The organism is Brevundimonas sp. (assembly GCF_004210735.1).
Classification (GTDB): Bacteria; Pseudomonadota; Alphaproteobacteria; order Caulobacterales; family Caulobacteraceae; genus Brevundimonas.
In genome coordinates this window covers 38,112-53,853 of record NZ_SDZL01000014.1, presented here as the reverse complement: position 1 = coordinate 53,853, position 15,742 = coordinate 38,112, and the positions used below count along the sequence as shown (strand labels likewise).

General features: G+C 65.6%; 9 protein-coding genes. 5 read left to right on the top strand and 4 right to left on the bottom strand.

All coding sequences use genetic code 11. The annotated features are described in order from the left end of the window. Nucleotides 1–251 precede the first annotated feature (251 nt). From EON91_RS04750 to EON91_RS04740, 3 genes are all read right to left on the bottom strand, one after another. Nucleotides 252–1,472, bottom strand: coding sequence for an RtcB family protein (locus tag EON91_RS04750; protein WP_292091968.1), 1,221 nt, complete (start codon nt 1,470–1,472; stop codon nt 252–254). Between the two features lie 646 nt (nt 1,473–2,118). Next, complete coding sequence (locus tag EON91_RS04745; RefSeq protein ID WP_292091966.1) at nt 2,119–3,402, bottom strand: sugar MFS transporter; 1,284 nt, start codon at nt 3,400–3,402, stop codon at nt 2,119–2,121. Between the two features lie 153 nt (nt 3,403–3,555). Next, the gene (locus tag EON91_RS04740; protein ID WP_366250165.1) at nt 3,556–6,681 is read right to left on the bottom strand and encodes a TonB-dependent receptor; all 3,126 of its coding nucleotides are present in this window, start codon (nt 6,679–6,681) and stop codon (nt 3,556–3,558) included. Here EON91_RS04740 and EON91_RS04735 point away from each other — a divergent pair. Further along, nucleotides 6,680–8,437, top strand: coding sequence for an alpha-amylase family glycosyl hydrolase (locus EON91_RS04735; protein WP_366250164.1), 1,758 nt, complete (start codon nt 6,680–6,682; stop codon nt 8,435–8,437). The two genes, EON91_RS04740 and EON91_RS04735, sit on opposite strands and share 2 nt — an antisense overlap. 83 nt (nt 8,438–8,520) lie before the next feature. Next, on the top strand, nt 8,521–10,077 hold the full coding sequence (locus tag EON91_RS04730; protein WP_292091976.1) for an alpha-amylase family glycosyl hydrolase: 1,557 nt from the start codon (nt 8,521–8,523) through the stop codon (nt 10,075–10,077). Nucleotides 10,078–10,084: 7 nt separating this feature from the next. Here EON91_RS04730 and EON91_RS04725 read toward each other — a convergent pair whose 3' ends face one another. Continuing rightward, nucleotides 10,085–11,143, bottom strand: coding sequence for a LacI family DNA-binding transcriptional regulator (locus EON91_RS04725; RefSeq protein WP_292091974.1), 1,059 nt, complete (start codon nt 11,141–11,143; stop codon nt 10,085–10,087). Between the two features lie 65 nt (nt 11,144–11,208). Here EON91_RS04725 and EON91_RS04720 point away from each other — a divergent pair, with 65 nt between their 5' ends. From EON91_RS04720 to EON91_RS04710, 3 genes are all read left to right on the top strand, one after another. Next, nucleotides 11,209–13,272 carry a glycoside hydrolase family 97 protein gene (locus EON91_RS04720; protein ID WP_292091962.1) on the top strand — a complete coding sequence of 688 codons (2,064 nt, stop codon included), beginning with the start codon at nt 11,209–11,211 and terminating at the stop codon, nt 13,270–13,272. 65 nt (nt 13,273–13,337) lie between these two features. After that, the gene (locus tag EON91_RS04715) at nt 13,338–14,804 is read left to right on the top strand and encodes an MFS transporter (RefSeq protein ID WP_292091973.1); all 1,467 of its coding nucleotides are present in this window, start codon (nt 13,338–13,340) and stop codon (nt 14,802–14,804) included. Next, entirely contained in the window at nt 14,801–15,742 is a 942-nt protein-coding gene (locus tag EON91_RS04710; RefSeq protein ID WP_292091960.1) for an alpha/beta hydrolase-fold protein, read from the top strand. Before EON91_RS04715 ends, EON91_RS04710 begins: the two co-directional genes overlap by 4 nt.

Sequence of the window (15,742 nt, the reverse complement as noted above, 5' to 3'; positions counted from 1 at the left end):
CAAGCTTGATAGGCGACGTATCCGAGGCCAGCTTCTAAGCGGTTCAGCATCCCAACCCTCTAATGACGCCTTCAACTTATACCAAAACGTCAGGGCGGGATAACGTCCGCTAACCACCCTTAGCGGCTGTTCAGCTCGGCCGTTATCCGGGCGTCAACTAAGCGCCAAGAGCGGACACTCGCTTCATCGCCAAAACTGGACGTCCCTGAACGACGAAAGCCGGCCCCGCATCGCTGCGGAACCGGCTCCCGTCATCCCTTCACGCACACTACCTGACGCAGTGTGTGAACCACCTCGATCAGATCGATCTGGGCCGCGATAACCGCGTCGATATCTTTGTAGGCCATCGGCGTTTCGTCGATCACCTCGGCGTCCTTGCGGCATTCGACGCCTTCGGTGGCGCGGACGTGGTCCTCCACCGTGAAGCGCCGCTTGGCCTCGGTGCGGCTCATGGCCCGACCGGCGCCGTGCGAGCAGGTGCAGAAAGAGTCCGCATTGCCCTTGCCGCGTACGATGAAGGACTTGGCCCCCATCGAGCCGGGGATGATGCCCAGCTCTCCGTCCTTGGCCGACACCGCGCCCTTGCGGGTCAGGTAGACGTCCTTGCCGAAGTGCTTTTCCTTCGTGACGTAGTTGTGGTGGCAGTTCACCGCCTCAGCTGTGGTCTCGAAGTCGGGCCAGAAGGCGCGCAGCACCCCCAGGACCTGATCCATCATCACCTCGCGGTTGGCGCGGGCGTATTTCTGCGCCCACGACACCGCCCGGACATAATCGACGAAGCCTTCGGTCCCCTCGGGGAAGTAGGCCAGGTCCTGGTCCGGCAGGTTGATGTGCCAGCGGCGCATCTCGTGCTTGGCCCGTTCGATGAAGTAGGTCCCAAACCGGTTGCCCACGCCGCGAGAGCCGGAGTGCAGCATCACCCACACGTCGCCCGCTTCGTCGAGGCACAGCTCGATGAAGTGGTTGCCTGTGCCGAGCGTGCCCAGGTGGCCATAGCCGCGCGCGTGCGCCGCCTTGGGGTGCTTATCCACGACGGCGTCGTATCCGGCCTTCAGCACCTCCCAACGGGAATGGGCCGAGGTAGGCGGCTCGGACGCCCAGGCGCCCTTGTCGTTGCGGCCGCCGTTGTCGGTGCGCCCGTGCGGCACCGCCGCCTCAATGGCGGAGCGGATGGCCGACAGGTCGTCCGGCAAGTGCTCGGCGCGGATGGAGGTCCGCACGGCCATCATGCCGCAGCCGATGTCCACGCCCACGGCGGCCGGGATAATGGCTCCCACGGTCGGGATCACCGAGCCCACCGTCGCGCCCATGCCCCAGTGCACGTCCGGCATCACCGCTACGTGCTTGTGGATGAACGGCAGTGAGGCGACGTTCTTCAGCTGCTTGAGCGCGGCATCCTCGATGGGCACTCCCCGGGTCCATGCCTTGATCGGCACGTGCTCCGGACCTTCGATCACGTCGTAGTGCGACATGGTCGTTTCTCCTCTTTCGTCTGATCCTCTCGGACCGGCCGGCGGAGCTCTCGCGGATACAAGAAACCCCTCCGGCCGGTGGCGGGAGGGGTTGCTGGAAATCCGAAACGGTCAGACCGGTTCGCCCCTACACTCCCTCCGCGCATGCGACATTGCCCTCGACCGGCTGGCGGTCGAGCTGCATGGGCAGGCTCAAGGTGGCGTAGGTGCCGTACATGGGTCGTCTCGTTATCGGGAGGCAGCTCATAGCTCAGCCCGGCTCGCAACGCCACTGTTCGGTGAACTCACACTTCACCTATGCGCCAAGAGCGGACTTTGGCAGTTTGCCGAATTTCAGACATTCGGTGGGGGCCGACGGCTGCTTCCGACTCTTCGCGAACGTTTTTACGGGCTCTCACGGCGCTGTTTCACCACGGCCGATCCGTCCAGCACGTCTTTTGTGATCTCACGCGTGTTTATGAACAGCAATGCATGCGCCACATCCTCCAGATCACTGCGTGTAGTCAGGGCCAGCAGGCCTCCGCCACCTGCTGCTGAGAAGTCGGCATTGGAAGGCGTGGGAAGTCGTCTCCGATGCTGACCGTTCACCACACAGTCACGCCGCTATCTCACCGCACCAAGACCATTTGGATCAGAAGCATGAGCGTCAGTGAGGACTGAGGGTCGTCTCCCCATCCTGCAGCCGCGCACGGGTGCGGGCGCAAGCGACCGCGAAGATCGTCAGAGCTAGGTATCCCGCCAGAGGCACGAAGAACGCCGGCGTCACGCTGCCGAACTCATCCGCAATGCGGCCGGCGACCCATGGCAGGACCGCGCCGCCGATGATGCCGAACACGAGCAGGCCCGAGGTCGCCGAGGCCGGGGCGCTCGACCGCTCCAGCGTCAGGGTGAAGATGGTCGGGAACATGATCGAGTTGAACAGGCCGATGCCGAGGGCCGCATAGGCGGCGGTCGAGCCGCTGGTTTGGGTCACCACCAGAGCCAGGGCCGCTGCGGCCACGGTGCAGACCGACAGAAGGACGCCTGCCCGCACGCGGGTCAGAAGCGCGCTGCCGATGAATCGACCGATCATGGCGCAGCCCCAGTAGATGCCGACCATATGACCGGCCTGATGCTCCTCGATCCCCAGAATGTTCCCCTCGCTGAGGAAGGGGATCAGCAGCCCCCCGATGGCGACCTCGGACCCAACGTAAACGAAGATGGCCAAGGCGCCGAAGACGGCCCAGCGCGAACGGAAGGCTGACAAGGGCGAGACGACCTCCACTGGGGAGTCGGCGACGGAGGCGTCGATGCGCTTGCGCGCGGTCCAGATGAACACGGCGACCAGAGCGAAGAAGGCCCCGACGGCGAGGAAGGCGAAGTCGATGGAGCGCAGCGACTCGCCGCGAGTCGCCGAGGTGATCACGGCGTCCGCCGCGAAGACGCCCCCAGTCAGCAGGATGCTGGCGCCGATGATCGGCCCCAGGGTGGTGCCGAGCGAGTTGAACGCTTGCGAGAAAGTCAGGCGGAAATGGGCGCTCTTGCGGGAGCCCAGGGCGGCGGACAGGGGGTTGGCCGCGACCTGGAGCAGGGTGACGCCCGAGGCGATCACGAACAGGGCGAACAGAACCCCGGCATAGACGTCTGCGATCGTCGCCAGAGGCACGATGATGCAGCCCGCCACCATTGTCGCCAAGGCGGCGATGATCGAGCGGCTGTAGCCCAGCCGTGACAGGATCCAGGCGGCGGGCAATGAGGCCACGCCATAGGCGATGAACCAGGCCGAAGCGGTCAGCATCGCCTCGGCCAGACTGAGGTCGAACACGCGGCGCACCGCCGCGATCAAGGGGTCGATCAGGGAGGTGACGAAGCCCCAGGCGAAGAACAGGCTGGTGACATAGGCGAAGGCCAGTCCCGTGCCGCGACGACCGCTGGTCTGAAGCTGGCTCATGAATCGCTCCCAAACGCCGCTAGGCGGACTTGTTTCTTGTATTGCCTCATCCTCAACCGGCGACGCAGCAGCGGCTAAGACGCTGCAGACACATCGGCGAAGAACATCCGACAAAAAAGCGGGGCCGCGCCCGAAGACGCGGCCCCAGTCGGCTCAGAAGCGGTAGTTGAGGCCGACCGCAAAGGTGCGGCCGTAGGATTGGTAATCGATGGTCCGGCGTTCATCGCCGTTCTCGAAGGTCTTGAACGGCTCGTCGGTCAGGTTGTTGACCTGGGCCAGAATCGACAGGCCTTCCAGAGGTCCGGACTGGAATTCGTACCCGATCTGGGCGTCGATCACGGTCTCCTCGGCCACGGAGCGCAGGGTTCGCCCATTGCCGAAACCGGCGACCTCGCCCAGGTAATCCGACCGATAGCGTGCGGAGACGCGCGACTGGAAGCCGGCCCGTTCGAAATAGAGGGTGCCGTTGAGGACGGTTTCCGAAAGACCCGGCATGGTGGTCGGCGGGTTCGCCGGATCAGGCTGCACCTCGCTGTCGGTCACCGAGGCGCTGAACAGGCCGCCGAAGCCTTCCAGCGCCGGATGAAGGATGTCGAAGGGCGCCGATACGGAGAACTCGACCCCCTTGATCCAGCCGCCGTTCCCGTTCTCGGGGGTGGAGATGATCCCCTCGTTGATCACCGGGATGACGCCGCCGGTCGGATAGCCGGTGAAGTCGAAGATGCGGTTGTAGGCGAAGACGTAGCTTTCGAGGTCCCGGTAGAAGCCGGCCAACGAGACATAGCCGCGGCGGTTGGCGAAGTATTTTTCAAAAGACAGATCGGCGACATTGGCGATGAACGGCATCAGTTCGGGATTGCCGCCCCCGCCGCCCCACGGTGAGTTCTGTTCGGGCGTGGCGCTGCCGTTGTTATTACCCGGATTGAACGAGAAATTTCGACCCGCCCGCATGTCGTCCATGCGCGGCCGCGCCAGGGTGCGTGACACCGAGAAGCGCGCGAAAAGATCCTGCCCGACCTCGAGGATGAAGTTCGAACTGGGCAGAACCTCCAGATATTTTGCGCCTCCGGTGACCTCCTCCACGGCCGCGACGCCGGCGCTGATCTGCTGCGCCTCGAAGCCGCGCCCCTGCTGGTCCGTGTAGACGAGCTGAATGCCGACATTGCCGGTCAGCGGCAGGCCGAACAGGTTGTGGTCGATGTTGGCCTTTAGGTAGGCGGTGGTGACCTTCTCGACCACATCCCAGTTTCCGGCGGCGACGTCGGCGTTCGGGTTGCGGATCAGGTTGAGCGCGCCGCTGTTGACCAGCGCCAGGGCGTCGTAGCTCAGGACCTGCGAGATGCCGAGATAGCCCAGGTCGGTCGGATCCAGCAGGAACTGCGACGGCACGGCCAGGTCTCCGCCGCCGGGGACGCCCAGGTAAAACTGGTCGTTGACGAAGGTCTTGCTTCGTTCGGAATAGTTGACCCCGAAGTCCAGCGCGCTGAACGGCGTCTGGTGAAGCTCCCGGCGCGCGGTCATCCGGACCGCCTTGATCTCGTCCTCGATGGAGGGGGTGTTCATGTAGCCGGCCTGGCCTTCGGGGATCACATCGCCGCCCCACCCTTGCGGGCTGGTCAGCCGGATCAGCGTCGGGTCGGCATAGTTCAGTTGGCTCGTGAAGCGGGTCACCCCGTCGCTGGTGAGCTCGAAGCCCAGGCTGTCCAGCGCGCCGTTGATGTTGCGCCCGGTTCCGGCGTTGGTCTCCAGGATGAGGTCGTTGCGCTCGACCTTGGAATAGTTGAGGTCGAGACCGAAGCTCCAGTCTTCATTGGCGAAGAACTGGGTGTTCCAGCCGAGAGCGGTGATGTTGCTGTCGCGCTTGTTGAGATCGTTGCGCACCACGCCCTTGATGTTGTCCCAGACCCCCGCGACGATCAGACCGTCCTGCACCGTGTAGCCGGGACGCAGCGACGGGCCGGGACGGCAGACGTCAGGCGTCGCGACATTGCCGACGGAATCGCAGTCGCCGGACGAACCGCCCCAGGCGAGCGGAAACTCGATGCCGCGCAGGACCTGGGTGTTCTTGAACTCGGAGTAGAAGGCGTCAAGCGTCGTGTGGAAGCGGTCGTTCGGCCGCCACTCCAGCACGCCCATATAGCCGTCGCGCTCAAGCTCAGACGACATGACATAGGGCTTGACGCCGCCGGTGATCAGATTGCCGTCGCTGTATTCCGGATAGCCCCAGCTGTTGAAACGCTCAGACTGATAGGGCGAGCTCATGTGCGCATAGCCCAGCGCCAGACCGATCGTATCGTCCGCGAACTGGTCGATATAGGACAGGGTGAAGCGGTCGCCGCGATTGGTAGTGCCCGAGTTCAGCGCGCCGATGTCGTTCCATTCATGGCGATAGTTCAGCGCCATGGCGCGCCGGCCATAGTCGAGCGGACGCACGGTTCGAAGATCGACAGTGCCTGCCAGACCCTGTCCGACAAGCGCCGCATCCGGCGTTTTGTAGACGACGACACTGCCCAGTAGCTCCGACGGAAACTGGTCAAACTCGACGCCGCGGTTGTCGCCGGTGGTCACCAACTCGCGCCCGTTCAGCAGGGCGGTCGTGAAATCCGGACCCAGACCGCGAATTGAAATGGCCTGACTGCGTCCGTCGAGGCGCTGCGAAGTCACGCCAGGGAGGCGGGCGAGGGACTCGGCGATGGAGACGTCCGGCAGCTTGCCGATGTCCTCGGCAGAGATCACCTCGACGATGGAGGTGTTGTTGGCCTTGGCCGAAATCGACGCCTCGATCGCGCTGCGGATCCCCGTGACGATGATCTCATCGACCTGGGTGGTCTCGGCATCGCCCGGCGCCGGGGTCGTGGATTGCGCGTGGGCCGCCCCCGTCAAAGCCAGGCTGGCCGCCAGCCAGGCGGCGCCTCCGGTCATCAGGCGCGCACGGCGGCTGTATGCTGTGAACATCTCGTCCTCCCATGTCCGCCGCCCTCTCGCGAAGCGGTCGTTCGCAAATCTATGCAAACATATGGAAAGGTTGCAAGCAGTTAATGCTCCGGCCCTAAAGGTGTCGAGGGATGTTGAACTCCAAAGGATCGATATTGCACTGCAAAACGGGCATTCGAGGCTGAAAGCCCTCAAAACGCTAGGGTTGACACTCAAAACCGTCGCTGCAAAAACTTGCAAATCGATCCCCCTGGCACGCATCGGGAGGGCAGCCATGCGGAGGAACGGAACGATGAGAAATTCAGCAGCAATGCGGTTAGCCGTAGCGAGCGTCGCCGCCGTCATGGCGTCGTCCGCTCTCGCCCAAGCCCCAGAGACGGACTTCCGTCAGCGGCCGCCACAGGACGAGGTCATCTATTTCCTGTTGCCTGACCGCTTCGCGAACGGCGATCCGGGCAACGACGACGGAGGCTATGGGCCGGATCCGCTGCGGAGCGGCTTCAATCCCGCCAACCCGGAATTCTATCACGGCGGCGATCTGGCCGGGGTGATCCAGAAGCTCGACTACATCCAGGGCCTCGGAGCGACCGCGGTCTGGCTCGCGCCCATCTTCAAGAACAAGCCCGTTCAGCCAACGGCGGGGCGGATGATGGCCGGATTCCATGGATACTGGATCACGGACTTCACGCGCCCGGACCCCCACTTCGGCGAGCCTGAGACCATGAAGGCCCTGGTCGAAGCGGCCCATGCGCGCGGCATGAAGGTCTATCTGGACATCGTCACCAACCATACCGCCGACGTGATCCAGTATCGCGAATGTCCGACCAGCGCCTGCGCCTATCGGTCGATAGCGGACTATCCCTGGACCCGACGCGGCGGCCCTGAAGGCGTCGCGATCAACGATGGATTTCGCGGCGACGGCGGCGCGGACGACTTCGCGCGGCTGACCGATCCGACTTGGGCTTACACCCCCTACATCCCGGCCGGAGAGGAGACGGTGAAGGTCCCCGCCTGGCTGAACGATCCCCTGCTCTACCACAACCGCGGCGACTCGACCTTCCGAGGCGAGAACTCCATCTACGGCGACTTCGCGGGATTGGACGATCTCTTCACCGAGAATCCGCGCGTGGTTCAGGGCATGATCGAGATCTTCGGCGATTGGATCGACGAATATGGGATCGACGGTTTCCGCATCGACACGGCCAAACACGTCAATCCAGAGTTCTGGCAGGCGTTCGTACCAGCGATGATGGAGCGTGCGAAGGCACGCGGCATCCCGAACTTCCACATCTTCGGCGAAGTCTACGACCCCGACCCGGCGGCGCTGGCGCGACACACCCGCGTCGACGGCCTGCCCGCCGTGCTGGACTTCGCCTTCCAGTCCGTGGCGACTGATGTGGCCAACGGCGCAAAAGCGCCGGACGCCCTGCAGACGATGTTCGACGCCGACGCCCTTTACGAGGGCGGGGTGGAGGCCGCCTTGCATTTGCCGACCTTCCTCGGAAACCACGACATGGGCCGCATCGGCGGGTTCGTGCTGAAGGCCCATCCGAACGCGGATGACGAAGAACTGTTGGCTCGTACGACGCTGGCCCACGCCCTGATGATGTTCAGCCGCGGCGTGCCGACGCTCTATTACGGCGATGGACAGGGCTTCGCGGGCGAAGGCGGCTACGGCGGCGGTCGCCAGGACATGTGGGAAGGTCAGGTCGAGACCTACCGCACCGAACGCCGCATCGGCGGCCTGCGCGCGCCCTATGATCGTGACGCCCCGCTTTATGGCCGCATCGCCGAGATGGCCCGGTTGCGCGCCTCCGACCCGGCTCTTCGGAGAGGGCTCCAGTTCGGCCGGGCGGCGGCGGAAGAGCCCGGCCTGTTCGCCTTCAGCCGACGCCTGCCGGATCAGCCCGGCGAGACCCTGGTGATCTTCAACACCGGAACGACGCCCCTGACGGCCAATATCGCCATCGATCCGGCCTCCACCCATTGGACGACCAGCCGAGGCCAATGTCCCGCGACCTCCGTCGCGCCGGGCGTCGTGCGCGTCACCCTGCCGCCCCTCGACTACATGATCTGCGTTTCGGAAAGCTCTGCCCAGTGACTCTTGCGACCCTTAATGTCGTCACCGCGCCGCAAGGCCGGCAGGCCGAAGATGCTCATCAGGAGTGGTGGCGCGGCGCGGTCATCTATCAGGTCTATCCCCGTAGTTTTTCCGACAGCAATGGCGACGGCATCGGCGATCTGAACGGCGTCACCGCCCATCTGGAGCATATTGCATCGCTCGGCGTGGACGGCGTCTGGATCTCGCCCTTCTACACCTCGCCCATGAAGGACTTCGGCTATGACGTCGCCGACTATTGCGATGTCGATCCGATATTCGGCTCCCTGGCGGATTTCGACCGGCTGGTGGAGAAGGCGCACGGCCTTGGACTGAAGATCATCATCGACCAGGTCTGGTCGCACACCTCCGATCAGCACGACTGGTTCAAGGCCAGCCGCCTTGACCGCACCGGTCCCTATTCGGACTGGTACGTCTGGGCCGACGCCCGCGCCGACGGCTCGCCGCCGAACAACTGGCAGTCGGTGTTCGGCGGACCTGGCTGGACCTGGGATGCGCGACGGGGCCAGTACTACATGCACAATTTCCTGCCGGAGCAGCCCCAGTTGAACGGGCACAATCCGGCGGTGCAGGACGCTCTGCTGGCGGCGGGGCGGTTCTGGCTGGACCGGGGTGTGGATGGCTTTCGTCTGGACGCCATCAATTTCTCGATGCACGATCCCGACCTCAAGGACAATCCGGCCTTGCCTCCGGGCGGCAAGCGCACCCGCCCCTTCGATTTCCAGGACAAGATCCACAATCAGTCCCACGCCGACATCGCGCCCTTCCTGGCACGGGTCCGGGCGCTGACCGACGCCTATCCGGGCGACCGCTTCACCGTGGCCGAGGTGGGAGGCGACCATGCTGACCGGGAGATGGCCGAATACACGGCCGATAATCGCCACCTGCACAGCGCCTACGGCTTTCTGTATCTGTATGCGAGCCGGATGGTCGCCGAACTCGTGCGCCAGGGCGCCGCCATGTGGCCCGGGGCGGAGGGCGAAGGCTGGCCCTCCTGGACCTTTTCGAACCACGACGCGCCGCGCGCGATCTCGCGCTGGACCGAGGGCCGCGATCCGCGCGCCCTCGCCGAAATGCTGATGTTGCTGCTGACATCCCTGCGCGGCAACGCCTTCATCTACTATGGCGAAGAGCTGGGCCTGCCGCAGGGCGAGGTCCCGTACGATCGACTGGTGGACCCCGAGGCCATCGTCAACTGGCCGCAGACCCTGGGGCGCGACGGCGCTCGCACCCCCATGCCCTGGAGCGCGACAGCGCCCTTCGCAGGCTTTTCGACCGTCGAGCCCTGGCTGCCTGTCGATCCTCGCCATCCCGCCATGGCGGTAGAGACGCAGGACGCCGATCCCGCCTCCATGCTGAACGCCACCCGCCGCATCCTGGCGCTGCGTCACGCCCATCCGGCGCTGAAGGTCGGCGACATGACGGTGCAGTCGATCGAGCCGGTTCTGGTGTTCACCCGCGAAGGCGCCGGCGAGCGGCTGATAGCCGCGTTCAACCTGAGTCACGAGGATCAGTCCTGGACGGCGCCGGAGGGCTACAGCCTGATCGACGCGGTCAATCCGGGTCATCTGCCCGGCGTCTTGCCGCCTTTGGGCGCCGTCCTGATGAAGCAGGACGGCTGAGGTGGGATCAGCCGCCGCAGCTTTCGCGAACGATCAGCTCGGTGGGCACCCGTTCGGAGCGGCCGACCGTGTCGCCGCCGTGGTCCAGCAGTTTGGAGACCATCAGGCGACCGGCCTTCATCGTGTCCTGGGCGATCGTGGACAGGGCCGGGCTGCTGTAGCGGCTGAAGGGCACATTATCGAAGCCGATGACGGACACGTCGCCCGGCGCCGAACGCCCCGCGTGTTGAAGCGCGCGCACCGCGCCCAGCGCGATCTGGTCGCTGGCGCAGACCACGCCGTCAAACGCCACGCCGCGCCGGATCAGGGCCTCGACGGAAGCCTCCGCCGACTCGACCTCGAAATGGGCGTCCACGATCAGCGCCGGATCGACGGCGACCTTCAGTTCGCCCAGCGCGTCCAGATAGCCACGATGCCGCTGCATCGCTTCGGGCGGATCAAGATCGCCGAGAAAGACGATCCGCTTTCGACCCAGCCGCGCCAGGTGAAGGGTCGCCCGGCGGCCGCCGTTGATGTTGTCGGATCCGATCGAGCAATAGAGCTGATCCGGCAGCTCGGCGCCCCAGACGACGAAGCGGGCCTCGGTCTCGACCATGCGGTTGAACGCCGCGTGAAGCGTGCTTTGTCCGAGGAAGATGACGCCGTCGGCCCGACTGGTCGTCATCGCCGCCGCGACGTCTTCGTAGGTGGCCGGCGCCAGATGGCTCATGATCAGGTCGCAGCCCCGCTCTCGCGCGGCCTCGCCGACGCCGGCGAGCAGCTCCAGAAAGAACGGATCGCTCAATCGACCTTCGCGACCCTGAGGACGGGGCACGACCAGGGCGATGGTCGCCTCCGCACCGATGGGGCCTGCGGGCATGTAGCGGCGGAACGGATAGTCGTGCTCGCGCGCCAGCTTCCAGATCAGTTGCTTGGTGCGGTCATTGACGGCCGGATGATCATTCAGGGCGCGGGACGCCGTGGAGATCGACACGCCCGCCAACAGGGCGATGTCCTCCAGGCGCGTGGGCTTTCGGCTCACGGGACGGATGCTCCAAAACCAGTCGTTGCAAAATTTGCTGCAAATCTTGCTCTTTCATGCGCCTCTCCGCGGGCGGATGGCAAGGGGCTCTCAGTGGGGAAGTTTTTCTAATGTTGAAGCGTCGCTCGTTCCTGGCTCTCGGGACTGTTTCCGCCTTGGCCTTTGGCGCTCCTGTCGCCGCCCAGACCGTTTCGAACGCCGTGCGGGCCTCGTCGCCGGGCGGGGTTCTGACCGTCGAGATGGCGACCGACAACGACGGTCGCCCCACCTACAGCGTCAGCCGTCTGGGCCGGACCGTGGTGAACACTTCATGGCTGGGCTTCCTGCTGACGGACGCCCCCATGCTGGAACGCAACCTGACCCTGACGGCCAGCCAGCCGGTCACAGTGGACGACACCTGGGAGCAGCCTTGGGGCGAGCGCCGCTACGTCCGCAACCACTACAGCGAATGGCGCGTCTCCTATGTCGAGCGGGCCGGGCTGCGCCGTCGCTTCGACTTGGTCTGGCGCCTATATGACGACGGTGTGGCCTTCCGTTACGAATTCCCCGAACAGGACGGTCTGAAGACGGTCCGCATCGGCGCCGAACTGACCCAGTTCAACTTGGCCGAGGACGGCGACGCCTGGTGGATTCCCGCTTGGGAATGGAACCGCGAGGAATATCTCTACAACCGCACCCGCATCAGCGCGGTCGGCAGCGCCCAGACGCCCATCACTGTGCGCGGCGAATCCGGCCTGCACGTCTCGATCCATGAGGCCGCGCTGATCGACTATTCCGGCATGAACCTGCGCCGGTCCGAGGGGCTCGACTTCCGCGCCCAGCTGACGCCCGGCCTGACCAACGCCGCCGTGGTGCGCGACGCCCCCTTCCACACGCCCTGGCGAACCCTTCAGATCAGCGACACGGCGGCGGGCCTGGCCGAATCCAGCCTGATCCTGAACCTGAACGAGCCCAACCGGCTGGGCGACGTCAGCTGGTTCAAGCCGATGAAGTACGTCGGCGTCTGGTGGGAGATGCACCTGGAAGTGAAGTCCTGGGGCTCCGGCCCCAAGCATGGCGCCACCACCGAGAACGCCCTCAAGCACATCGATTTCGCCGCCGAGCACGGCTTCGGCGGGGTGCTGGTCGAGGGCTGGAACAAGGGCTGGGACGGCGACTGGTTCGCCAACGGCTCGGACTTCAGCTTCACGGAAACCTATCCTGATTTCGACATCGAGCGGGTGACGGCGCACGCCCGATCCAAGGGCGTGCAGCTGATCGGCCACCACGAGACGGGCGGCAACGCCTATCACTACGAGAAGCAGCTGGACGCGGCCATGGCCCTCTATGAGCGGCTCGGCGTGGGTTCGGTGAAGACCGGCTATGTAGCCGACGCCGGAGGTGCGCGCGTGGCCGGGCCGGACGGCCGCATGGTCTTCGCCTGGCATGAGAGCCAGCCCCTGGCCCAGCACCATATGCGCGTCATCGAGACCGCCGCCCGTCACCGGATCGCCGTCAATGCGCACGAACCGTTCAAGGACACCGGCCTGCGCCGCACCTATCCGAACATGATCACGCGCGAGGGCGCGCGCGGGATGGAGTTCAGCGCCTGGGGCCAGCCCGGCAATCCGCCTGAACATGAGGCCAATCTGGTCTTCACCCGCCTGCTGGCCGGGCCGATGGACTACACGCCCGGCATCTTCGGCATGGAGACGCGCAGCCCCGGCGGCATCCAGACGACCTGGGCCAAGCAACTGGCCCTCTATGTCGTCATCTACAGCCCCCTGCAGATGGCGGCGGACCTGCTGGTCCACTATGAGGCCAACCCCGGCCCCTTCCAGTTCATCAAGGACGTGCCGGTCGACTGGGCCGAGACACGGGTGCTGAACGGCGAAATCGGCGATTTCGTCACCATCGCCCGGAAGGACCGCAACTCCGATGTCTGGGCGCTGGGCGCCGTGACCGACGAGCATCCGCGGAGCCTGTCGGCGCCGCTGACCTTCCTCGATGCGGGCCGCCGCTATAGGGCCGAGATCTACCGCGACGGGCCGGACGCCAACTTCACCGACCGTCGCGAGGACATCGTCATCGAGCAGCGCGAGGTGACGTCGACCGACACCCTGACTCTCAACCTAGCGCCCGGCGGCGGCCAGGCGATCCGCTTCGTTCCGCTGGGGCGGAGGCCGCGTCGATGAGCCAGGCCGCCCCCGTCCTGTCCGCTGAGACCCTGACGCCGCGCGCGGTGCGCCCACGCCTGTCGATGTGGGCGATCTGGAACATGTGCGTCGGCTTCTTCGGCATCCAGATCGGCTTCGGCCTGCAGAACGCCAACACCAGCCGCATCTTCCAGACCCTGGGCGCCGAGATCGACAGCCTGGCCATCCTCTGGATCGCGGCGCCGGTGACGGGGCTTCTGGTCCAGCCGATCATCGGCCATTTCAGCGACAAGACCTGGGGGCGGCTGGGCCGCCGCCGGCCCTATTTCCTGGTCGGGGCGCTGCTGACCTCGGCGGCTCTGGTGCTGATGCCGAACAGCCCGACCCTGTGGTTCGCGGCAGCGATGCTGTGGATCATGGACGCTTCCATCAACATCACCATGGAGCCGTTCCGCGCCTTCGTCGGGGACAATCTGCCCGAGGAGCAGCGCACGACCGGCTATGCGATGCAGAGCTTTTTCATCGGGGCGGGGGCGGTCTTCGCCTCGGTCCTGCCGTGGCTGCTGTCCAATGTCTTCAACCTCGCCTCTACGGCGGCGGAGGGGGCCGTGCCCCTGTCCGTGAAGGTCGCCTTCTATATCGGGGCGGCGGGTCTGTTGGGCGCGGTGCTCTGGACCGTCTTCACAACGAAGGAATACAGCCCCGCCCAGGTCGCGGCCTTTGACGGCGCGGCCGAAAACGACCCGGTCCCGACCTCGCCCCAGCGCGACGCGGGCCTCTACGGTCTGGGCGGCCTGACCTTCCTGGGGCTGGGCGTCGCGATCGCCGCCGTGGTCTTCGCCGCAGGCTGGGAGAAGGAGCTCTACATCCTGGCCGGGGCGCTGGCCCTGTTCGGCGCCCTGCAACTGGCCGTGGCGGCTTTCCGGCGCGCGGCGCGCACCAACGGCCTGACCGAAATTCTCGACGACATCTTCGCCATGCCGGACACCATGAAGGGCCTGGCCGTGGTCCAGTTCTTCAGCTGGTTCGCCCTGTTCGCCATGTGGATCTACACCACCGCCACGGTGACTTCAGTCCACTACGGCTCGTCCGATCCGACCAGTGCGGCCTATAACGCCGGCGCCGATTGGGTGGGGATGCTGTTCGGCGTCTATAACGGCGTGGCGGCGCTGGCCGCCTTCCTGATCCCGGTCCTGGCCCGGCGCACGGGACGACGCGGCGCCCATGCGATCAATCTGGTGCTGGGAGGCTTCGGTCTGATCGGCCTGACGCTGATCCGCGATCCGGCCCTGCTGTGGCTGCCGATGATCGGGGTGGGCTTCGCCTGGGCCTCGATCCTGTCCATGCCCTACGCCATCCTGGCGGGCGCTCTGCCGGGGCGGAAGATGGGCGTCTATATGGGCGTCTTCAACATCTTCATCGTCGTGCCGCAATTGCTGGCCGCGACCATACTGGGGCTGATCCTGCGCCATCTGTTCGAGGGGCAGGCGCTCTACGCCCTGATCATCGGCGGGATCAGCTTCTTCATCGCCGCCGTCTCGGCCCTGTTCGTGAGGGAGCACAGGGCATGATCGGGGGCGCGGGCCTGTCGCGCCGGACAGCTCTGGGCCTGTTGGCCGCCCTGCCCTTCGCGGGCCGAGCGGCGGCGCAGGCTCCGATCGACGGCAGGCTGGTCGAACATCCCGACCTCGCCTCCGCCCATGTCCGGCCGCGCAACGTCACTGTCTGGCTGCCGCCCAGCTATGAGGCGGGATCGGATCGCCACCCCGTCCTCTACATGCACGACGGACAGAACCTGTTCGACGCCTCGAAGACCGCCTTCGGCGAATGGGGCGTGGACGAGCATCTGGGGCGGCTGATCGGCAACGGCCAGGTGCGCGCGCCCATCGTGGTCGGGGTGTGGAACACGTCGCTGCGCCTGCGCGAATACGTGCCCGCCGATCTGATCGCCGCCCTGCCCGCAGAGGTGCGCGAGGACGTCCAGACCCTCTATGGCGGCGCGCCCCTGTCGGACGACTATCTGCGCTTCCTGGTCGAGGAGCTGAAGCCCTTTATTGATGGCGCGTATCGCACCCTGACGGGCCCGGCGGACACGATGACCGCGGGCTCCAGCATGGGCGGGCTGATCTCCCTCTATGCGGTGATGAAGCGCCCCGAGGTCTTCGGCGCCGCCGCCTGTCTGTCGACGCACTGGCCGCTACGCATCGACGGGCTGGACGATCCGGCGGCGCTCGCGGTCTGGCGCGAAAAGGTGGTCGAGGCCTGGACCCAGGTCGTGGCGAACGGCCTGCCAGCGCCCGGTTCGCACCGCTTCTATTTCGACCGGGGCGACGAGACGCTGGATCAGTTCTACGCCACCTTCCAGAGCCGCATCGACGCCGTCTTCCGCGAGCGTGGCTATGGTCCGCGCGACTTCCAGACCCTGCTGTTCCCCGGCGCCCAGCACAATGAGGCGTCGTGGAACAGCCGCCTCGACGTGCCGCTGAAATTCCTGCTGACGCCTGCCTAA